Below are 21,842 nucleotides of genomic sequence, written 5' to 3'. Positions count from 1 at the left end.
GGTCAGCGGGGGCCGCCCGCTGGGGCCGAGGTGCGTGCCGTCCCGGCCCGGCCGGCCTCGATCGCCTGTCCCTTGACCGCGAAGCGGGGCACGAGTTCCTGCCCGCTGAGTACCTGGATCTGCCGCATGATCTCGTCGGTGAACTGCCGCCGGGTCAGGCTCAGTTCCTCCCGGCCCGCGTAACGGTCGGGTCGCAGGGGCTGACCGAAGTGCACTCCGAATCGGACCCGCTTGAACAGCAGCCGCCCGGGGCTCTGCACCTGGTCCGTGCCAACCAGACCGCAGGGCACCACGGGCGCACCGGTGGCCAATGACAGCCACGCCGCGCCCGTATGGCCGCGGTACAGGCGGCCGTCGGGCGAGCGCGTGCCCTCGGGGTGGATGCCGACGCTGAGCCCGCGTTCGATCCGTTCGCGGCTCAGCTCGAGGGCCGCCACGCCCCCGCGTCCGCCGTCCCGCCGTACCGGGATCATGCCGATGCCGCGGAAGAACAGCCCGCTCAGCCTGCCGCGAACGCCCCGTCTGCCCAGCCGTTCCGCCTTCCCCACGAAATACAGGGGGCGCGGGACGAACAGGGTGAGGAATACATGGTCCGAGAAGGACAGGTGATTGGCTGCCAGAATGAATGGCCCGTACTTCGGCAGCTGGGACAGTCCGGTGATGCGGGGACGGAAAACAGTCACGGCCAGACCCGACAGTATTTTGCGCAGAAGCTCACGGCCCGACATAGGTCCTCCATTGTTTTCACCCGCTGCTGAACGTCCGTCCGGCGAGGACCACTATGACCAGCCACCCTGGGCCGCTCAAGTCGAATGCGACCGATTTAATTCGAGTGGTTGCGCACGCTTTAGCGAAAGGAAAGGACGTCGCACCGGCCGGGACCGGCGGAGACCGTCGGGTACAGTGACCTACTTCCCCAAGTCACCTGCATGTTCAGGCGGTTCACATGTCCCGTGCGCACGATCCGCGGTCCGACGACCCGGCGCGTCCGGCGCCCGCGGGCGGCCGGGCTGCCGACACCGGCCGTCCCTTCGAACCGCGCGCGGCCTGGCTGATGCTCGCCGTCATCACCATGGGCACGACGATGGTTTCCCTGGACGGCACGATCGTCCTGCTCGCCCAGCCGGCCCTCCAGGCGGACCTGAACGCCAGCCTGGTGCAGGTGCAGTGGGTGACCGCGGCGTACGTGCTGGCGGTCGGCGCCCTGCTCATCGTCTCCGGCGGGATCGGCGACCGGATCGGCAACCGCCTGACCTTCCTCATCGGCGTGACCGGGTTCGCGGTCTCCTCGGGCCTGATCGCCGCCGCGCACGACGCCGGCTGGCTGATCGGCCTGCGGGTGCTCCAGGGGGTCAGCGGCGCGGTCCTCCAGCCGTCCACCATGGGCCTGTTGCGCGAGTCGTTCCCCGAGGACCGACTGGACATGCCGATCGCCGTGCGCAGCGCCTCCATCGGCATCTCGACGGCCGCCGGACCGGTGATCGGCGGTCTTCTGGTGGAACATGTGTCCTGGCGGGCGGCCTTCCTGATCAACATCCCGCTGGGGCTGCTCACCGTCGCGCTGGGCGCCTGGGTCTGGCGCGGCCGGCCGGCCCGCCGCCCGGCGCCCGCCGCGCGCCGGAGCTTCGACGTGCCCGGCGCGCTGATCCTCGGCCTGCTGCTGTGTGCGCTCTTCCTCGACGTCTCCGCGATCGCCGCACGAGGCGTGACCGACGGGCGCAGCGTGGCTCTGACCGTGGCCACTACGGTCCTGGCCTGGCTGTTCGTCCGGCGGGAACGGCGTGCCGTGGATCCGCTCGTCCCTCCGACGCTGCTGGCCTCGCCGCCGCTGTGGGCCGGGTTCGTGCTGGTGATCAGTCTCGCGTTCACGATGATCGGCACCCTGTTCGTGGTCTCGTACTACGTGCAGAACCACTTGGGTCTGCACCCCGTCGAGGGCGGCGTCCACGTGCTGCCCCTGACCGGCACGCTGATCGTCGCCGCGCCGCTGTCCGGCATCGCCATGCGCAAGGTCGGGGCCCGCGCGGTGGTGTGCGCGGGTCTCGCGGTGACCGCCGGGGCGGTGTACGGGCTGTCCCGGATCGGCACCCAACCCGGCTCGACGCATCTGGGACTGCTGCTGTTCGCCCTCGGGCTCGGGCTCGCGCCCGCACTGGCGGGGTCCACGAAGATGATTGTCAGTCAGGTGCCGGTGCCGCTGGGCGGGTTGGCGGGCGGGCTGCATCAGACGGGCATGCAGATCGGCAGCGGGATCGGCATCGCGACCATGGGCACCATGCTCGGCAGCCGCGCCGAGGACCTGCTGCGGACGGCTCTGCGGCAGGCCGGTGCGGACGACGCGGACCCGCGTTTCGTGCGGCAGGCCCTGGACGAGGTCTCCGTGGGCCTGCACCAGCCCCTCGCGCACATGCCGGCCGGCCTGCGCGGGACGTGGGAGGGGTTGAGCCGTTCGATCTTCATGGACGCCATGTCGTACGCCCTGCTCGCGGGAGTGATCGCAACCTGCGTGGGCCTGGCTGTCACAGCGCCGAGCCTGCTGACGGAACTCCGCGACCGGAAAGCACGCTGACTCCGCATTGCATGCCCGGTTTTTAGGCCGGCTTTAGCCGTACGGCCGACGGCGCACAAGCCATTGTTCAGCCGGAGCCGCGAAAAACGGAAGAGCGAAAAAATCCGTGCGCTAGAGTCATTCACCTCGATGTGTCGACGTGGAACGGCCTGGAGTAGGGACGGGGAAATTGGCGAATTACCAGAAGATGCAGCGGATACTCGGCCCTTTTCTCCGCGCTTTGGTCCGCCTCGACACCTCCGGCGCGGATCTCGTCCCGGATTCCGGTCCGGTCGTCCTCGCCTCCAACCATCTCTCGATCGTCGACTCGACTTTCCTTCCGCTGGCCCTCGACCGGCAGGTCACCTTCATGGCCAAGGCGGAGTATTTCGAGGGCCGCGGCTGGCACCGCCGGCTGACGTCGTCCTTCATGCGCGGCACGGGCCAGGTCCCGGTCGACCGCACCGACCGGCGCGCGGCCGTGGCGGCGCTGGATCCGTGCCTCGACGTCCTGCGGCGCGGTGAGGTGTTCTGCATCTACCCGGAGGGCACCCGTTCGCCCGACGGGCGGCTCTACCGGGCCCGGACCGGAGTGGCCTGGCTGGCTCTGCGGTCAGGCGCCCCGGTGGTGCCGGTCGCCATGCACGGAACGGACCACGTGCTGCCGGTCGGCTCGGTGGCGCCACGGCCGGCCAAGGTCCGCGTCGCCTTCGGCAAACCTGTGGACCTTGCCCTGTTCGAAGGCCGCGCCGACGACGCGCGGGCCCGCCGGGGGGCCGCCGACGCCGTCATGGACGCCATCGCCGCCCTGTCGGGCCAGGAGCGCGCCACCGCCTTCGCCACGTCGGTGAGGAACTGAGCGGCCTCACCGCGTCCCCGTCACTGCCCCAGTCCGCCGGAGGAGAAGTTCATGAACACTGCCATGACTGCCGCCATGAACGTGCTGGACGCCCAATCGCTGATCGCGGCCTTCGGTTTGGCGGGCATCCTCATCATCCTGTTCGTCGAGACCGGGCTGCTGTTCGGCTTCTTCCTGCCAGGTGACTCGCTGCTGTTCCTGGCCGGGGTGGGGGCGTCGGGCGCGGCGGCGGAGGTCTTCGACCAGCCCGGTTTCCACCTGTCCCTGACCGCTCTGCTGATCGGCGCCCCGCTGTGCGCCACCGCCGGGGCACAACTGGGGCACCTGCTCGGGGCACGCATCGGACCGAAGCTGTTCGCCCGGCCGGAATCGAGGCTCTTCAAGCAGGAGTACGTGCACAAGGCCGAGGCGTATTTCGCCCGCTACGGGGCGGGCAAGGCCGTGGTCCTGGCCCGTTTCCTGCCCGTCGTACGGACCTTCCTCAACCCGGTCGCCGGGGTGCTCGGCATGCGCGCGGGCCAGTTCCTCCTCTGGAACCTGCTGGGCGGCTGCCTGTGGACGGTGGGGCTCATCCTCCTCGGCTACCAGCTCGGCGACTCCCTCAAGGGCAGCATCGACTCCTACCTGCTGCCCGCGGTCGTGCTGATCATCGTCCTGTCGCTGGTGCCCGTCCTGATCGAGGCGATACGTTCACGCAGAGCCGCCGAGTCGCAGTGAGCGTCGCAAGGGCGGCCACCGATCGGGTGAGGCGTGCGGGGTGGGGCGGGATGGGCGCCGCAACGGCGTGCGCTCGTCGCGCTCGTGCCGGCGCCACCACGACTTCCTTCGACCACCAGGACCGGGAACAACTGCATCGCTTCCCGCACGGAGAGGTCGTCTAGAGGCAATGCCGTTGCTTTATGGGTCTGCGGGCTTGGGTCGTTGGACGCGGATGGCTCTGATGTCGGTGTGGGTGGGCTGGGGCCAGGTGTGGTGTCCGGCCCGTTTGAGCCGGTAGTTGGGCATCTCGCGTTTGGCGACGCGGGGCTGGCTGCGCGGACGTCTGGCGGGCAGGAGTCGTTCCAGCAGGTCGTGCTGGATGTCAAGCACCGGGTTCTGTGGAGAGTGAGTTAGCTGGTTTTCTGGAGCGACGCAGGGGGTTCGGTCGCGCAGTGGACGGCCTCGTGCTCGGCGGGGGTGACGTGTCCGAGTTCGCCGTGCAGGCGTCGCTGGTTGAACCAGTCGATGTACTCGGCGACCGCGATCTCGACAACGCGGATGGACGTCCACGGCCCCTTGTTGCGTATCAGCTCGGCCTTGAACAGGCTGTTGAACGCCTCAGCGAGGGCGTTGTCATACGAATCGCCCTTGGACCCGACCGAGGCCACGGCCGCCTCGTCGGCGAGGCGTTCGGTGTAGCGAATGGCACGATACTGGACTCCGCGGTCGGAGTGATGGGTGAGGCCTGCCAGGTCGGCGCCGGTGTGCCGGCGACGCCAGATCGACATCTCCAGCGCGTCCAGGGCGAGATCGGTGTAGAGGCTGGTGGCGACCTGCCAGCCGACAACCATGCGGGAGAACACGTCGATGACGAAGGCCGCGTAGACCCAGCCGGAGAACGTTCTCACGTAGGTGATGTCTGCGACCCACAGCTGGTTGGGGCAGTGGCGGTGAACTGCCGCTCGACCAGGTCGGCCGGACGGCCGGTCTCGGGCGCGGGCCGGGTGGTGCGTGGGCTCTTGGCCCGGATCACCCCACGAAGTCCGGCCTGGCGCATGAGGCGTTCGACCGTGCAGCGGGCCACCCGGATGCCGCCGCGGACCAGGGCGGCATGAACCTTGCGAGCCCCATAGACACCGTAATTCTCGCTATGGACCTGGCGTATGAGTTCGGTGAGTTGCTCATCGCGCAGACTGCGGGCCGAGGGCGGGCGGGAGTGGGCGGCGTAGTAGGTGCTCGGCGCGATCGGCGCGTCCGTCTCGGCGAGGACGTCGCAGATCGGCTGGACGCCGAACTTCTCCTTGTACTGGTCGATGTAGGCGACCTTCAGCGCAGTGGACGGTCCAGCTCCGCGGCGAAGAAAGCCGAGGCGGACTTCAGTATCGCGTTCGCCCGCCGCAGTTCCTTCACCTCCCGCTCCAGCTCCGCGATCCGGGCGGCCTCCGCACTGGTGGTCCCGGCGACGGTGCCCTCGTCGATCTCGGCCCGCTTGACCCAGCCCCGCAAAGCCTCGGGATGTACATCGAGCTGGTCGGCGATGCGCTTGATCGCACCGGCCCGGCCAGCCGGGTCCTTGCGGGCCTCGACGGCCAGACGCGTCGCGCGTTCACGCAGTTCGTCGGGGTACTTACGGGGAGCAGCCATGATCGGCATCCTTCCGGGTCTTGATGATCTCCATCAAACCCGGGTCGATTCAGGGCTTCATCGAGCCAATGTCGGTGTACCGGCGACTGGGCAAAGTCGTCGCTGCCCGCATGCAAAGCGACGCCGAGGACCGGCACTACAGCGGTGGAGAGTCTGACGAACACAAGGCGTACAAAGACCGGGCGGTCCGGGCAGCAGAGGAAGGCGGTCAGAGTGCCGTCCAGGAACGATCCAGCAAGGACCGCGCAGTCCGCAGTGACGTCCTGATCCGTGGTACGGACGGTGTACTACTCGGATTCGAGTCGCAACTGTCCCCGCGCAACCCGCGTGAGATTCAAGCACGGGACGTGGCGGCCCGACGGGCTGGCGTGCTCGACGCATGGCAGACGGACAGCCAGAACATGGCGCGGGACACGACGGTACCGTGGCTGCGTACCGACCGCGTTCCCCTGGAACTGATCATGAAGCGCGACTCCCCCATCCCGTTCCGCGGTGGTATCCGGCGCATCGAACTCGCCAAGTGGGACGAGCGGTTCCCAGGGCCGTGTCCAAAGAAACGGACAGGGAAATGCGGAGGCTGGCATCCGACCACGCGACCTGCGGAACGCCCCTTCGACGATTTCATCCGAGATGCCGCCTCCGGACTTTACGTACGAGCAATCGTCAAAGTGAAGCGGACTGCGTTTGAGTTCTGGACCCTCACTACCGATCACACTGCGTACCTCGACGCGACATCGGGCGAACCACCCGCCGTCATGGCGAGGCCACGTCAGGTCCGGCATCCTATGGAGGACGGCGACCCAACGTGCCGCGTCCGGCCGCCGGCTGCGCCGAACCACGAGACTGCGCCGCTCCCCTACATCCCGGCACCCCGCCCACCAGAGTCCGCTCCGAGCACAAGGCCTGCGGTGCCGGGGACACCACCGATCGCCTACCGGGGCAAGTGCGGGGCTGGGGTACGGCCATGCGGGGCACCCGCTCGCTTTTATCCCGCCGGATGGCTCTGCAACGACCACCGGCCGTAGTCGATTGCACGGGCTGCCCACGGGAGCGTCCCCCTGCTCCCGATCGCTCCCACGACTTCCCACTATTGACCGCCCCCTGCCGCCCGTGCCGGTGGCTACCAAGATCCGGACCATTACCGGACCAGCCTCCGGGCGAAAGGCTTACAAAGCATCGTTTTCCCAGGTCAGCACGGGTTCAGCTGCTGTACCACCAGCAGACGAAGAACCTGCTGGGCGCTCTGCCGATGCGGCTGAGCATGACTGTTTGACACCAGAAATCTCCGGCACCCCTGCCTCGCGGACTTCCCCATCAGGCCAGCTGACCAGCGACGCGACACACCTGACAGTCCATCAGAAGGAGCGTCAAATGAGCGTCACGAGCGTCATTTCAGCGTCAAGATATCGCCCGTAACGCCCACACCGCACATAATGCGCACGCAAGAAACCGCAGGTCAGGAGCCCTTCGCAGCCGGTTCAAGGATCGCGACACACTCCACGTGGTGCGTCATCAAAAGGTGTCGGCCTGGACGACTGTGCATGAAAGAGCAGGTCAGACGTCTTTTCCCGACTCGGCCTGGGAGACATACGGGGCTCGGAGCGTCAAATGAGCGTCACAGAGGAACATCGCGGCGAGCTCCTACACAGCCGTCATCACAGCCGTGGTCGTTAACAGCCTGATGCACCCGTACGGAGTACCACTGCACGCCGGTCGCCGGCAGCGCCCCTAGGTTGGCCTTCTGTCAACGGACCGTCGAGGAGCCGACGTGGTGAAATACGCCTTGACGGAGCCCCAGGTCGACTTGCTCCGCGAAATCGCGGCAGCTTCCAATGCGATGTCCATCCCGCCTGCCCGGACCCAGACGTCCTGGGCCTTGGAACAACGGGGCCTGATCAAGCGGACCTGGCGCGGGAGCGGACACGTCGCCGTAGTCACTGCAGACGGCCGCTACTACCTCAAGCACGGCAAGCATCCCCGACAGGTCCAGGCCGAGAAGGAACGGCTGAAGGGCGATGCCGCTCAGGCCGCGCGGGCCCCGGCTGACGGAGCCGAGCTAATCTCCCGTCTGCAGTCGACCTCGGGGAAGATCACGGTTCCCGATCCTGCCGCGAAAACCCGGGGGCGATGGCGGACGGCGTACTACGACGCGCTTCACCATGAGCACGTACCCATAGGGCACAAGCTGCGGTGGAACGGCCGACAGCGCGGCGACTGTGTCTTTTCGCTGATTGACGAGGAGGCCGAGAAGGCAGCACAGCTTCCTCCTGTTCCGGCCGTCGACGTGCCGGAGACCCTCGATCACCCTCATCATCTCGTTCGTGCGACGCGCAAGGCTCTCGGCCGATCCCAGAGCGTGGTCGACACCCGGGGCAAGCCGGAAGTCATCCCGCTGTACCTGTCGCGTCCACTTGCCGACCGGGCCCTGCGGATCATGCACGCCCTGTTGACGGAAGCGGAGGGCCGCGGCTACGCGGTCGAGGCTCAGAGCGACCTGAAACGCGGTGAGGCCGTACACATGGTGGCGATCGTGATCCGGTGCCGGGCCTTTCCCCTCGCTCTCACGGAGCGGACGACGAAGGTCCCGCACGAGCCGATGTCGCAGGAGCGCCGTCAGCAGGAGCGGAACCCCTGGACGCGCCTGCCCAAGTACGACGAAGAGTTCAACGGCCGCCTCGCTCTCGGCGCGCCCGCCGGGAGCTGGTTCCAGCACTCGTACTCCTACAGCGACAGCGCCAGGTGGACCTTGGAGTCACGGCTGGGGCATCTGCTGCAGGATCTCGAACGCCTTGCGGCGGAAGCCGACCGCCGGGAGCAGGAGAAGGTACTGCGTGAGGCCGAACAGCGGCGCCGCTGGTACGCCGCCGTCGCACGGGCTCGCGAGCAGCAGATCGAGCAGCACCGGGCGACGGTGCTTACCGGGCAGATTCGGGGCTGGCGGCAGGCTGCTGAGATCCGCGCCTTCTGCCAGGCAGCCCGCGTTCGAGCCGGCGACGCGCCGGTTGCGGCGGACGAGGCTGACTGGCTGGAGTGGGCTGAGGCATACGCAGGGCAACTCGACCCCCTGCAGGAACCCTTGCGCACTCCTGTGGATCCACCGGCCGGGCGGGAGGTGCTGCGTGAGCTGGGGAAGATCGATGCCTACGCCTACCTGTGGCCGTTCGGCGCCGACGGCCGCTGGGCGCTTCCCGACGACCGGCCAACTGGCCCGCGAACGTGACCCGGCCCTGTGCAACCGGGAAACGGCTTCGCCCTGTCCATGGAGGACAGGGCGAAGGAACGTTCATGCGACGATAGTGAGCGGGGTTTCCATGCGTTCCCAGGCTCCCAGCACGGCCTTATGGGCGTCTGGCTGGAGGTGGGCGTAGCGCTGGGTGGTCTGGAAGCTCTCGTGGCCGAGAAGGTGCTGGACCTCGTAGAGCGAGACTCCCCTTTGGACCAGCCACGAGGCGCAGGTGTGGCGCATGGAGTGGGGCGGATAGTGCGGGACGAGCTGCTGCTCGCCGTCGTCATCGAAGTAGTGAGCGTTTTCGATGGCTGGCCACCAGGTCTGTCGGCGCCAGTTGCCGTCATCGAGGAGCCGTCCGGCCCTGCCTTTGGTGACGGTGGTGAACACCACGGCGTCCCGGTCGAGCCGGTATATGTGACGTTCAAGTGCTTCCAGGACATGGGCCGGGAGCGGGACCTCCCGGCGGCTCCTGGAGCTCTTGGGATACTCCTTGATGCCCCGCTTGGTGTTGACCTCGACCACGAAGAGGCGCGAGCGGCGCTGGTCGATGCGGTGACGGTGAAGGCCGGAGAGTTCGCCCCAGCGCAGTCCGGTGTAGACGCCCAGTAGGCACATCGTCTTCCAGGGGGCGGGAAGCTCGTCGAGGATGCTCTGCGCCTGGTCGGTTGTGAACCACTGCGGCGGCTTGACGGCGATCTGAGGCAGGTCGATGCGGCGGCACGGGCTCAACGCGATCACATCGTCATCCACGGCCGCGCGCATGATGGACGAAGTCAGGTTGTACGCCCGCTTGATCGCGGCGGCGCCCACGCCCTTCTCCACCAGGGAGCGGATCCAACTCTGGACGTCCATGCGAGTAACGGCCCGCATCTCCCAGTCCGCCCAGTGGGGCATGACGTGGTTTTTGATGGTGGAGGCGTCGCCGCGCAGGGTGCGGGGCTCAACGATACGGGCATCCCACCACCGATCGTGCCACTCACGGAAGGTGAGCTCGCCGGCGCGTGGGTCGCGCATGCCTCCGCGGGCGGACTGTGTCTCCATCTCGGTGCCCCAGGCGCGGGCCTGCGCCTTGAGGGGGAACGACTCGCTGTACCGGTCACCTGCCCGGTTGCGTACGGTCGCCTGCCACTTGCCCGACTTCAGTTTGCGCAGGTACGTGGTACTGCTCCTTCGTTCGGAAACGGTGAGGGCCGGACTGGGGCAGAGAGATCACCGACTGGGGCGTGGGGAAACAACCAGCCTCCTGGCGATGAACTCCTCCAGCCCGGCAGCAGGGACACGGACGCGGGAGCGTTCCGTCCCTGTGCGCAGATCGACGACGGGGAGGTCTCCAGCGGCGATGAAGCGGTAGACGGTGCGGCGGTCGACGTCCAGGACGGCGGCGACAGCGGGGATGGACAGCAAACGGGCAGGCATGGGCGAGTCCTCGGACACAGGAGTGGAAAGGCCAAGCCGGCGAATGGATTCAGCCGGGCTGTCGGCGGTCCACGGCGCAGATCAACCGGCCCTGTCAGGGCAGTGGGAGATCGCTAAGGGTCCGAGCCATGTGACAGGGCCACGTGAGGCATGGACCGCCGACGTTCGGGATGTGCTTGGGTATGGTCCTGCGCTCGGATCGTGAGTCGAAGCCCGGGACGGGAAGAGCTACCGCTCGGGGATATCCGGAAGCCGCAGGATCTCTTCCAGGTGGTCCCAGTCGGTCTTGACGTCTTCCAGCCGGAAGCGGTGCGGGTACCGCAGCGCAATCCAACTCGCGCTCACACCAGCCCACTCGGCAACGCCCCACACAGGAACGCCCGCCTTCAGCCAGGCGTCCAGAGAGGAATCGCGCAGGCTGGATACCTGTTTCCCCACGCCCGCTTGGAACTCGTCGTGACTCAACACCGCCTGGCGAGCCTGCCTCCACACCCTCTTGTATCCGCAGGACGACAACGGCCCGCCCTGCTCACCAGGGAACAACAGATCTCCAGCCTTCAGGTCCGCGCGGTCGATCCAGCTCCTCAGCACGCCCACGATCTCTGGCGTGAGAGGGACCCTTCGGCCCTCGCCGGAACGGACCAGCACCTCCCCGAACTCCCCGTCCGGGAGCGTCACGTCGTGCACCCGAACCGAGGCAGCTTCACCCGGCGACAGCGCAGTGCTCGCCATGGAGAAGAAGAAAGGGTAAATCGCTCCCGGAGATTCCTCCCGAACCCATTCCAGGAGGGCACGGACGCGATCCACAGAGAGCAAGGACGATTCATCTATTGCGAGCTGCGACAAATTACTTGATTCCTCACACGAGACATCGGGACGCGTCAGCGCCCCCTGGTCATTCAATGGTCCAGAGAAGCGCCGGTTTGGCCAACCGGCGATCGTCGGCTATGTTGCGCCCGCGACGCACCTCTCGCGGACCCGGTTGATGCGCAGAGAACAGGTTCTACTTTCCGAAGACAGCTCTAGGTTCGCTTCCTTCGCCGACTTAATCCAGTCCGTACAGCACTCAATGTGTCTGCTGTCGGCGAATCGACACGAAACCACACATACCTGCACCTCGACGGCCAGGAAACACGACAACAGAGCAGGCGCCTTCTAAGCGCCTGCTCTATCGAGAGGAGCCATGAGCCGAGGCGCCAGCGACTGGCCCGCACCCGAAAATTTCGCGCAGCTACCAGCACGAGACAATTCACCGACACCTTCCGGTATCGATAGCCTAAAAGGCCGCCGCCTGTGGCGATACCAGCTGAAATCTGCACGCCTGGAAATTCAAAGCGAGCCGCAATTGAGCTGAATTTTCCGTTCACTGCAAACGCGGCGGCTATCCATAAACCCCAAGCATTACTCATTTCATGCTTGGAATTTCGGGCGACGTCACGCGTCCTGTCCCCGCTTGTTGCGCCGACATCCGTCGGGACCACGCGAAGCACCGCTCGGCCCTCAGCCGCGGGCCCGGCGTCACCCCTGCCGCAACGCTGCAGGGCAGCGTCATCTCCCGTTCGCAAGCCGATTGTCAGTGGCACCTGCCAGGGTATGCCGCAGTGTGTAGCCAGCCGAGGGGGCACAGGTGTTGCAGCGTGATGACTCTGGAGTCTCCGAGTCATTCGATCTTGATTCATTGACGGTGGGCGACCGCCTGCGACTGTTCAACTTCACGCAGCGCGATGATCCTGTCGCATATTTGTGGGTGCTGCGTGCGATGAACGTACTGCGAGCGGTACACCAGTTACAGGTTCACCCTGACGACGTGGCGAACACGTTGAAGGAGCTCGCCACAGAGCACGACGAGGTACCGTCTGCTGCGGATCTGAATCTGCGGGGCATGCTCGACAACCTCTCCTCGGACGACGAGCAGGTCCTCTATCGAGTGGAAGATCCGTTGCGGTGCGGCAATCTTGCCGCATACCGGAACCGGCAATCGGTCTACCAGTTCACGGAGATCGGCTACCGCGTCTACCGCGCGGTGGAGGAGGTCATCGGCTCCCGCGTACAGGACGCGAACCTGTCGCGGCTGGTCTTCGCCGACATCCTGACGGACTTCAAGGCGCTGGCGACAGCGAACCGGGAAGGCGACCGGGACGAGGTGTACCGCAAGCTCGCACGCCTCGACAGCGTGCTGGAAGACATGACCCAGCGGGCGGCGCGCTTCTATCTGACCCTGAACGACGTGGCGCGCACGACAGATGTCTCTCCTGAGACGTTCCTGCGCTACAAGCACGCGCTGCTGGCACACATGAGTGAGTTCACAGCGGAACTGGAGCGCTACGCGCCCCGGCTGGCCGAGGCCGTGTACGAGGTGGAAGACACCGGGGTCGAGACCTTGCTGGAGCGGGCCGCCGCAGTGGATGAGCGGCCCATGATGCGGCCGTCCGCACGCCTGGAGGACTGGCGGCGGCGCTGGATCGGGCTGCGCCAATGGTTCTTGGCGGACGGCCCCGTGGAGACCAAAGCCGCTCATTTGCAAGGCGCTACGCGCACGGCCATTTCGGGGGTCATCGCCCTGCTGCGGCAGGTGACGGAGTCACGTCGAGGAGGGGTGAGCCGGACCACCCAACTCCGGCATCTTGCCGCCTGGGCAGCGGCTGCGCCGGATGAGCAGGCTGCGAACGCCCTCGTGTCCGCCGCCTTCGACCTCCGCTCGGTACGTCATCTGTCGGGTGCCCACGACGACGATGACCAGATCTCGCCGCGGACGACGTGGTGGGATGCGCCTGGTGTAGAGGTCAGCATCAGCCTGTTCCGGCACGGCAAGCGGCCGGCACCGGGTGGCCCGCAACCGGTCCGTACCCGCCGTGGTGCCCATGCCCGGCTACGTGACCAGCAGTTGGCGGATCGGGCCGCGGACCGGGAGGCCGCGAAGGATCTCCTGGACCATGGGCCGCACGACCGGGTGCTGAACGAGGCGGAGACCCGCGCCGTGCTCAAGCTGCTAACCCGTGCCCTGCAGGTGCGAACGGTCGTCGCGGGCCGACTGCGTTCCGGCACCGGCAGCAGCGACGTCCTGACGCTGCGCCTGATCCCGAACGAGCGCGGCAGCCAGCTGCGGACCGAGACCGGCACGCTGCACCTGCCCGGCTTCGCCCTGGAGATCAAGCCCCATGGTGCGATGCGCCGAAGCCGAACGGAGAAATCCTGATGCCCGTCCATCGCGTAGCCGCCTCCGTGGAGACCGCAGACCTTGGCTCGTACCAGCAAGCGGCCCGGCTCATGCTGCTGCACGGCGTCGTTACCGAAAGCTATCCCCGGGCCAAGGCGCTTGCGCTGGTGCTGCAATGGGCCGACGACCTGGCCAAGGACTTCCGTGACCTGTTCGGCTACTCCTTGCAGACCAGTGCCCGCCACGCACGGCTGCTGCGTCGGCTGGACGCCTTCGACGCCGGCCAGGCGTTCCTCACGGTGAAGAGCAAGAGACCGTTCGACCGGCGACGGCTGGCCTACCTCTGCCTGATCCTGGCCTGCCTGCACAGGTCGCGCATCGAGATCAACCTCGCCGATCTCGTCAAACTGCTCACGCCGTCCGCGAACGCGATCGAGCACTTGGGCTTCGATGCGACTGCACCGGGCCACAAGGACGCGGTCGTTGACGTGATGGACTGGCTCGTCGACCGGGGTGCGCTGCGGATCTCCGATGGCTCCATGGAGGACTGGGCCCGTGACCACGATCGCGGGGACGCATTGTTCGACATCGACCACGACACCTGCGCAGCGCTTTTCCGGCCGAACAAGCCGCTGCAGCACCTGGTCAGCGCTGCTGGGCTGTTGGACACTCCGACCGCCGGCACCGGGCGCGACCCCCGTCGACGCTTTGCAGCCCAGCGAGCCCGTCGGCTGCTGATCGAGTACCCGGTGGTCTACTTCAGCGACACCGACGCGGAGACCGCGATAGCACTGCGCCAGCCCACCCTGGCCGAGGACATCGCACGGCTGACCGGGTTGCCTGTCGAGCGCCGGGCCGAGGGAATCATGCTTATCGACACCACAGGGCACTTTACGGACAAGCGGTTCCCCGGCCGCGGCGGAGCCGTCAACCGGACTGCCGGGCTGATGCTCGCGAAGATCGCGGACCTGCGGGAAGACCCGGACCGGGCCAGCAGCCTTCACTACCTCCTGCCCACCGCTCCAGGAGAGGAACAAGCGGACCTGCTCAGCCGCATCGACTTGGCTCTGCCGCAGGCGGGCACGCTCGAAGCCTTGGCCCACGACCCGCACGCGGACGCTGACGAGCACGCGGCCGAGGCCGATCCGGACGCCCCGGAGCATGAGGGGCAGACGGGCTTGCCCTTCGTGGAACACGGCACGCTGGAGCAGATGATCATCGAGCTCTACGAAGAGTTCGGCCCCTCGTCCTTCACCAACAAGTGGCAGGCCGATCCCGGCGGGCTACTGGCGGAGGCAGTCGCGCTCCTGGCGGACCTGCGCTTGGTCCACATCGTCCCCGGCGGGATTCTGGTCCGGCCCGCGGCCGGTCGCTACCGCAATATCACCGCCGTCCTACCGCGCCCCGCGCACGACGGCCAGTTCGCTCTTGACTTCCCCACTGAGGAAACCTCTCGATGAAGCTCATCCCTCACTCCCGCACCGCTGACCAGTCGGAGGTCCGCTTCAAGCCCACCCGCGCCGGAGTGATCGGCCTATGGGACTACACCGATGAGGAGTTCGTCTTCGCCGACGGTCGCCTGGTCCTTCGCGGGCACAACGGTTCCGGCAAGACCAAGGCCCTGGAGGTTCTCTTCCCCCTGGTCTTGGACGGTGTCCTCGACGCGCGGCGTCTCGATCCGTTCAGCGGCGAGGAACGCACCATGAAGTCGAACCTGCTCTACAAAGGGCAGGAGTCCGCATACGGCTATGTATGGATGGAGTTCGCCCGCACCGCACCCGACGGAGAGGTCCTCGAAGCCGTCACCGTGGGGATCGGCATGCGGGTGACCAAGCCGATGTCCACGCCGGCCCGCTTCTTCTTCGTCACCAACGGCCGAGTCGGCATCGACTTCGGCCTGCTGGACGCCGCCTCGCGCCCGCTGCGGGAGAACGCTCTGAAGAAGCTCCTGGGTGAAGGAGCCACCTACGCTACGGCGGAGGCGTACCGGGAGGCGATCGATGACCGGCTGTTCGGGCTGGGCCGCGAGCGCTACAACCAGCTGGTCAACCTTCTGCTCCAGCTACGGCGTCCTCTGCTGGCCAAGGACCTCGACCCGGTCAAGGTGTCCGACACCCTCACCGCCGGCCTGCGCCCCGTCGACGAGGACCTCATCCTGCAGGCCGCCCGCGATTTCGAGAACCTCGCCGAGATCCAAGCGCTCCTCAACGCACTGACGGGGGCGGACACCGCGGTCCGGACCTTCCTGCGTGAATACTCCAGTTATCTGCGCGCCCATGCCCGTGACCGCGTGGACCAGGTCACCGGGCGCATTCAGGACACAGCCGCGCAGTGCGAGACGATCATGGAGGCGGCGGAGGACCACCGCACCGCCGAGCGGCAGCTGGCCTCCTCACAGCATGAGCGCGATACCGCCGAACGCCGGTGCAAAGAGCTCAGCGCGAGCCTGGCCGAGTACAAGAACCACGACGCTATCAAGCAGCAGAACGGTCTCGAGGAGCTGCGCGATCGCGTACGCAACGAGCGCCAGGGCATCGCGGAGAGTGGCCGCCACCTCAACCGGGCCCAGGAGGGCTTGGCTGCCCTCAAAGGGGAGGCTGAGCGGGCTCTCCTGAGACACGATGAGCTGCGCAAGGCCGCTTCTCGGCATACCCACAGTCTCATGGACGCGGCGCGCCGCTGCGGCGTCCTGCACGACGACGACACACTGGATCTCGGTGCCGATCTGGACACGGACGTGGCAGGCCGGGTTGCCGCGCGTCGCAGCGAAGTGGAGGACGTACGCGTCCACCTCAGCGCGTCCGAGAACGCCGCGAAGGACCAGGAGCGCGAGCAGGAGCACGCTGACGCGGCGAGCGGTGAGCTGACCGAGACCGAGCGGCAATCCGCCGCAGCAGCTGAGAAGCTCGAGATCGTCCGCGCCACGGCCGACCAGGAGCTGGAGGAGTTCATCAGCCGCTGGAGCGGCAGTGATGACACCGCGGTCTTGGTCGCCGCCGACGGTGACGTACTGCGTACTGCCATCGCCGCGGTGGGGGAACCCGAAGCGGCCTCGCTGCCGGAGGAGTTTCGTTCCCTCACCGACCAGCGCCGCACCAGTGCTCTGACCCGCGTCGAGACCTTGAAGCGGGAGTACAGCGACGTCGCGGAGGCCCTGCGATCCAGGCGAGCAGAGCGCGACACCGTGGCAGCGGAAGGCGACGACGCTCCCCCGCCCAGTGACCTGCGCCCCGCCAGCCGCGATGCGCGGCCCGGTGCGCCGTTGTGGCAACTTGTGCGGTTCGCCGAGGACGTTCCCAACGATCATGCGGCTGCGGTGGAGGGCGCCCTGTACGCGGCCGGCCTGCTCACCGCCTGGCTGCACCCCGACCGTGCGCTGACCGACCAGGCACTGCACGACAAGGTCGGCGACGCCTATCTGCGCCCCCTTCCTCCCGCGCAGCGGCCGACCGGACGCACCCTGGCCGACGTACTGGTTGTCGAAGATCAGCAGCTTGTCTCCGCCGCGGCCGTACAGGCTGTCCTGACGTCCATCGCCGTAACGGACGACGTCCCTGCGACGGACGGCGCGCTGCGCGCTCCTGCGGTCACGACCGGCTCGCACTTCTGCCTCGGCATCCAGGTCGGTGCGCATGCCAAGGATCAGCCGGAGTACATCGGGGCCACGGCACGAGCCGCCCGCCGGCGCGAGCGGCTGCGCCTGCTCGAAGAATCCATCGCGGTCCTGGAAGCTCAGCTCGCCGGCATCGAAGAGCAGCAGAGGTACGCGCAGGAAGCATGCGACGACTTCGACCGCGCCCGGCATGAGCTCCCGCGCACCCAACCGATCGTCCAGGCGGTGGGTCAGGTGGCGGTGGTGGCGGAGAAGGCCGCCGGCGCCCGCCGCCGCCTCACCGAAGCCCGCAAGCGGCTCGACGGGGCGATTGCGCGCGCCCATGAGAAGAATCGGCAGCTTCGGCATGCTGCCACGACCGCACGGCTGCCTACGCTTCGTGAGGAACTGGACAACGTCGCGCAGGCCATCGACGACTTCGCCGACGCCGGCAAGGCGCTCTCCACCTGCCGTGAGCAGGCCGACGCGGCCGAGCGCGACATCGCCGGCCGCAAGGAGATCATCGAAGCGCAGACCGAGTCCTGCTCAGAGCAGGCTGAGGCGCTACAGGCGCGTAGGGATGCGTTCGCCGTTCAGGAGGAACGTCTGCGTACCCAGGAAGCGACGCTCGAAGCTCCTCTGCAGGAGATTCTGCAGCAGATCACGGACGCGGAGGAGCAGCTCACCACGGCGCAGAAGACGTACGACCGTGCGAAGAAGGATGCGGAAGAGCATCGAGACCGGCTTCTGAAGGCTGACCATGCCCTGGAGTTCGGCCGTACAGCACTCGCCACGGCCGTGGCGGAGCAGGTGCGCACCACGCTCACGCTGGAGCCATATGCCCGGCCCGACCTTCTCGGCCTCCTCGAAGCGAACGCCGAGACCATCTGGTTGCCCCACGACATGTGGCCGAGCCCCGAGCAGGCAGTCCAGGCCCTCATGGACAGCCTGACCTCGCCCGGCATTCCCCTCACGGCCATCGAAGCCGCCCAGAGCGTCGTCCCCGCATCCGTCGCTTCCTTGGTCAACACGCTCGATGAGGCGACCCGGGGCCGGCCGATCACCTCGAGCCTCCTGAAGACCGTGACATCCAAGATCTCTAGCGCTATCACCGCGCTGGAGGCAGCCCTGCTGGAATCTGATCAGGGCTACCTCTTCGAGTGGGAGCCGGCCGGTGACATCATCCTGGCCCGGGTCACCGACAGCGAAGGCCCCGCCCCGGTAACGGACTTCGCCCGCCGCCTGGCCGAACAGCTCGCCGATCAGAGCGTACTGCTGGAAGACAGGGAACGGACCGTCCTGGAGGACGGACTCCTGACCGGGCTGGCCGAGCAGATCCACGATCGCACCGTCGCCGCCCGCGACCTGGTCAAAAGCATGGACGCCGATACCCGCTCCAAGCCGATGTCCTCCGGTACCACCGTGGGCATCAACTGGATCACCTCCGACGCGCTCACCGACTCCCAGCAGGCCGTCAACAAACTGCTCGACAAGGACGCCTCCGGTCTCGGACCGGCAGGACTGGCCGAGCTCCGCTCCCACCTGCGCAGCCAGATCCGCGCGAGGGCTGCTGCCGACAAGAAGAGGAGCTACCAGCAGGTGATCGCTGAGGTTCTGGACTATCGCGCCTGGCGCAAGTTCGAACTCCGGCTGTTCCGGCCGGGCATGAGCGAAGAGGAGCGGAAGAAAGGAGAACTGCTCACCAAGGCCAAGCACAGCGTGATGTCCGGCGGCGAGAAGTCCGCCTCCATCCACCTTCCGCTCTTCGCTGCCGCCCATGCGCAGTACAGCTCCGCCTACCCCACCTGCCCGCGGCTGATCGCCCTCGACGAAGCTTTCGCCGGCATCGACGAGAAGTACCGCCCCGACCTGCTCGCCCTCACGGCCAAGTTCGACCTCGACCTCTTCATGACGGGCTACGACCTGTGGATCACCTACCCTGACGTGCCGCAGATCTCCCACTACGACATGAAGCACGACGAGGCGTCCCACACCGTCTCCGCCATGCTGCTGGTCTGGGACGGCGAACAGATCCTCGATGACCTCGAGTACCCCGGATCCGACGATCTTGCCGCCGAACTCCTTGGCTTCGCGCCCCGCCGGCACGTTCCCGCAGGGGCAGGACTGCTCGCGGACATCCCCGAGGACGAGCCGACGAACGACAAGGTCGAGGAGACAGAATGACCGGGTCGACAGAGGCATACGAGCGCTACCGGGCCCCCGAGTTCCGCCGGCTCCTGGCTGCTGCCCGGCGCTCGCTCGAGCGCAACGGCGGCGAGGTCAAGGGCTCCATCGGCCTGGCCAACCCGACCTCGGCCGAACGCACCGCTGTCATCGGCATCACCGGTACGTACCGGTCGGCCGATGTCCGCCGCATCACCATCCCCCTCGAAACATTGGAGGAGAGCGTCCGCAACGTCACGGGCATGTCGCTCCGCGACGTCCTTGAACGGATCGGCCCCGAGCTGCGCTTTCGCGCCGATGAGCGGACCGTGCTCGATCAGGCCCGGCAGAGGATCCTTGCTGAGGGCGAGGCCAGCCCGCTTCATGCCGAGCATGCCTGGTACCGGCAGTGGCTGGCCAGCCTCGCATCCGACGGCACGATCACCGCACTGATCAATAAGAAGGACACCCACCTCTTCAGGCAGGCCGTCCGCGTCCTGGAACACCTCTACAACCGGCCAAGCGACGCTCCACCGATCATGCTGCCCGTCTTGGCCGACACCACCACAGGAGACACCAAGGCCCTCAACCCCGGCCGCGGCTCTCTGCCGACACTGGTCCTGCGGGCCTTGGCCATGGCACGCGGAGTCCCACTCGGATCAGGGGCCGAAAGTCGGCGCGATTTGTGGGACGCCTTCGACGTCATCGTCGACGACCTGGCCAGCCGTGTCCTCGTCCTGAACCTCCCTGCGACCGGCCAGGGGCTGGGCCAGTGGCTCACCGACGCCGCCCACTACGGCACTCCATTCCACATCACCCTCCACCAGCTCATCACCCTTCCGATCGCCGTGAACCTGCCAACGGTGTACGTCTGCGAGAATCCGGCCGTGCTCCGCCGCGCCGCTGGTGAGCTCGGTGCCAGCAGCCCGCCGCTAATCTGCACCGAGGGACGCCCCTCGACCGCCTTTCACCGGCTGGCGCGGTTGGTCGTCGAAGCCGGTGGCACCTTGCTCTACCACGGGGACTTCGACTGGCCCGGCATCGACATGACGAATCAGCTCCGTATCCGCTATCACGCCAAACCCTGGCGAATGAGTGCTGCGGACTACCTCAGCGGTGTTCGCGCCGACAGCGACCATGTCCGGCTGAGCGGAAGGCGGCAGGACACCTGCTGGGAGCCAGAGCTCGCAGAGGTCATGGAAAGGGAGAACCGTGCTGTCTACGAGGAGGCGGTCGCCGACACACTCCTGGCCGATTGGTCATATGAGTCGCGGATAAGATCCAGCGAGGCACAAGAGGTAGCCCGTGACGCTGATAACCTCAGCGTTGTTGACGTGTGACGCATCGCGTCCGGCGCATTCGCCTTCATCTGCCCGGTCGCGGAACGGGGGGCGATGGTGTTCGAGCCGCTGCGGGAGAACGACCCCCGAGAAATCGCGGGCTTCCGACTGTCCCAGCGTCTCGGCCAGGGCGCCATGGGCGTCGTTTACCTCGGATACCGCAGCCCCCGCCCCGTGGCGATCAAGGTCATCAAGCCGGCGCTGGCAGACCAGCCGTACTTCCGTCAGCGGTTCGCCCAGGAGCTGGAGGCGATCCGGCGTGTCGGTGGATTCCACACCGCGGCGCTCGTGGACGCCGACCCGGACGCGGAGCAGCCCTGGATCGCCACCGAGTACGTCCACGCACCCTCGCTCGATGTACTGCTGAACCAGCATGGCGCCGTGAGTGAGCTCGGGGCGTGGTGGCTGGCCGCAAGTCTGTCCGATGCTCTGATTCACATCCACTCTGTCCGGCTTCTCCACCGCGACCTGAAGCCCAGCAACGTGCTCGTCACCACACAGGGCACTCGTGTGATCGACTTCGGCGTCTGCCATGTCGGAGGTGCGACCGGCCTCACATCCGGCGACGTGCCGGTCGGCACCCTCGTGTACATGGCACCGGAGCAGGCCATGGACTCCCGCAAGGCGAGCGAAGCCGCGGACGTGTACAGCCTGGGCGCGACGCTCGTGCATGCGGCGACTGGGCACCCCCCATTTTACGCCGATATTCCGGTACAGCGGATACTGGACGTTCCTCCCGATCTCTCGGGCCTGCCCGAGAGCTTGCGAGGACTGGTTGTCAGTGCCTTGTCCTACTCTCCGGAGGACCGGCCGACCGCCCACAGTGTGCTGGAGGCAGCCATGGACCGGCTGCTCGAGCACGCCGTGCCGGTCAGTGGTCCGCTTTACCCGCCGCTGCCTGGCGCGTTCCTCACGGACGTCCTGCAGGCGGAAGGTGCGCCTCCGGTGCCGCCGGATCCTCCTAAGTCAATGTCGGCTCTGGAGGGTCTTGCGGGTCCGGAGCTCGGGGACGAGGTATCGCCCGCGGAACCTGCCGTCGCCGGCGCGTCCAGTGGCGGGGGCGCCCCCTGGGCTGACCGTTGGCGCGGAAAGATCCGCGACCGGCGATCTGACTTCGGCGGCTGATACCGCCGGGTGCACAGCGGGATAGGTAGTAGAGCACGACAAGGCAATAGACAGTGATCGAAAGAGGGAA

14 protein-coding genes, 1 pseudogene and 1 other annotated feature are annotated in these 21,842 nt (G+C 67.1%); of the genes and pseudogenes, 9 read left to right on the top strand and 6 right to left on the bottom strand.

Features of this window, described 5'->3' with window-relative positions; genetic code table 11:
- Positions 1-2 precede the first annotated feature (2 nt).
- Positions 3-728 (bottom strand): lysophospholipid acyltransferase family protein, encoded by a 726-nt coding sequence (locus AB0G32_RS16605; RefSeq protein WP_361163146.1) that lies wholly within the window; start codon positions 726-728, stop codon positions 3-5.
- A 218-nt stretch (positions 729-946) separates the two neighbouring features.
- Here AB0G32_RS16605 and AB0G32_RS16600 point away from each other — a divergent pair, with 218 nt between their 5' ends.
- From AB0G32_RS16600 to AB0G32_RS16590, 3 genes are all read left to right on the top strand, one after another.
- Positions 947-2,569 carry an MFS transporter gene (locus AB0G32_RS16600; protein ID WP_361163144.1) on the top strand — a complete coding sequence of 541 codons (1,623 nt, stop codon included), beginning with the start codon at positions 947-949 and terminating at the stop codon, positions 2,567-2,569.
- Between the two features lie 169 nt (positions 2,570-2,738).
- Positions 2,739-3,407, top strand: a complete 669-nt coding sequence (locus tag AB0G32_RS16595; protein ID WP_361163142.1) for a lysophospholipid acyltransferase family protein — start codon at positions 2,739-2,741, stop codon at positions 3,405-3,407.
- 51 nt (positions 3,408-3,458) lie between these two features.
- Positions 3,459-4,124, top strand: a complete 666-nt coding sequence (locus tag AB0G32_RS16590; RefSeq protein WP_361163140.1) for a VTT domain-containing protein — start codon at positions 3,459-3,461, stop codon at positions 4,122-4,124.
- A 180-nt stretch (positions 4,125-4,304) separates the two neighbouring features.
- Here AB0G32_RS16590 and AB0G32_RS16585 read toward each other — a convergent pair whose 3' ends face one another.
- Together AB0G32_RS16585 and AB0G32_RS16580 are read right to left on the bottom strand one after the other, a co-directional pair.
- A complete protein-coding gene (locus AB0G32_RS16585) occupies positions 4,305-4,496 on the bottom strand; it encodes a hypothetical protein (RefSeq protein ID WP_361163138.1) in 192 nt (63 codons plus the stop codon).
- A 20-nt stretch (positions 4,497-4,516) separates the two neighbouring features.
- Positions 4,517-5,750, bottom strand: a pseudogene (locus AB0G32_RS16580) (IS3 family transposase).
- Positions 5,344-5,472, bottom strand: a sequence feature (AL1L pseudoknot). It overlaps the preceding pseudogene by 129 nt.
- Before the next feature lie 1,768 nt (positions 5,751-7,518).
- Here AB0G32_RS16580 and AB0G32_RS16575 point away from each other — a divergent pair.
- Entirely contained in the window at positions 7,519-8,970 is a 1,452-nt protein-coding gene (locus AB0G32_RS16575) for a hypothetical protein (protein ID WP_361163136.1), read from the top strand.
- A gap of 63 nt (positions 8,971-9,033) precedes the next feature.
- Here the strand turns inward: AB0G32_RS16575 and AB0G32_RS16570 are convergent, their stop codons facing one another.
- The 3 genes from AB0G32_RS16570 to AB0G32_RS16560 all read right to left on the bottom strand — a co-directional run bounded on the left by AB0G32_RS16570 (position 9,034) and on the right by AB0G32_RS16560 (position 11,202).
- The gene (locus tag AB0G32_RS16570; RefSeq protein ID WP_361163134.1) at positions 9,034-9,993 is read right to left on the bottom strand and encodes a site-specific integrase; all 960 of its coding nucleotides are present in this window, start codon (positions 9,991-9,993) and stop codon (positions 9,034-9,036) included.
- Between the two features lie 195 nt (positions 9,994-10,188).
- The gene (locus AB0G32_RS16565) at positions 10,189-10,395 is read right to left on the bottom strand and encodes a helix-turn-helix domain-containing protein (protein ID WP_361163132.1); all 207 of its coding nucleotides are present in this window, start codon (positions 10,393-10,395) and stop codon (positions 10,189-10,191) included.
- Between the two features lie 228 nt (positions 10,396-10,623).
- Entirely contained in the window at positions 10,624-11,202 is a 579-nt protein-coding gene (locus tag AB0G32_RS16560; protein ID WP_361163172.1) for a tyrosine-type recombinase/integrase, read from the bottom strand.
- An 877-nt stretch (positions 11,203-12,079) separates the two neighbouring features.
- Between AB0G32_RS16560 and AB0G32_RS16555 the strand changes: the two genes are divergently transcribed.
- The 5 genes from AB0G32_RS16555 to AB0G32_RS16535 are packed head-to-tail and all read left to right on the top strand — an operon-like array spanning position 12,080 to position 21,772.
- Entirely contained in the window at positions 12,080-13,591 is a 1,512-nt protein-coding gene (locus tag AB0G32_RS16555; RefSeq protein WP_361163130.1) for a TIGR02677 family protein, read from the top strand.
- The gene (locus AB0G32_RS16550) at positions 13,591-15,012 is read left to right on the top strand and encodes a DUF2398 family protein (RefSeq protein ID WP_361163128.1); all 1,422 of its coding nucleotides are present in this window, start codon (positions 13,591-13,593) and stop codon (positions 15,010-15,012) included. The genes AB0G32_RS16555 and AB0G32_RS16550 overlap by 1 nt, the downstream gene beginning before the upstream one ends.
- The gene (locus AB0G32_RS16545) at positions 15,009-19,328 is read left to right on the top strand and encodes an SbcC/MukB-like Walker B domain-containing protein (protein WP_361163126.1); all 4,320 of its coding nucleotides are present in this window, start codon (positions 15,009-15,011) and stop codon (positions 19,326-19,328) included. The genes AB0G32_RS16550 and AB0G32_RS16545 overlap by 4 nt, the downstream gene beginning before the upstream one ends.
- Positions 19,325-20,647 carry a TIGR02679 family protein gene (locus tag AB0G32_RS16540; RefSeq protein ID WP_361163124.1) on the top strand — a complete coding sequence of 441 codons (1,323 nt, stop codon included), beginning with the start codon at positions 19,325-19,327 and terminating at the stop codon, positions 20,645-20,647. The genes AB0G32_RS16545 and AB0G32_RS16540 overlap by 4 nt, the downstream gene beginning before the upstream one ends.
- Before the next feature lie 54 nt (positions 20,648-20,701).
- Entirely contained in the window at positions 20,702-21,772 is a 1,071-nt protein-coding gene (locus tag AB0G32_RS16535; RefSeq protein ID WP_361163122.1) for a serine/threonine-protein kinase, read from the top strand.
- Positions 21,773-21,842: the final 70 nt, after the last annotated feature.

It is taken from the genome of Streptomyces sp. NPDC023723 (assembly GCF_040639815.1).
In the GTDB taxonomy this organism is placed as follows: Bacteria; Actinomycetota; Actinomycetes; order Streptomycetales; family Streptomycetaceae; genus Streptomyces.
This window is presented reverse-complemented; position numbering and strand designations above follow the sequence as displayed.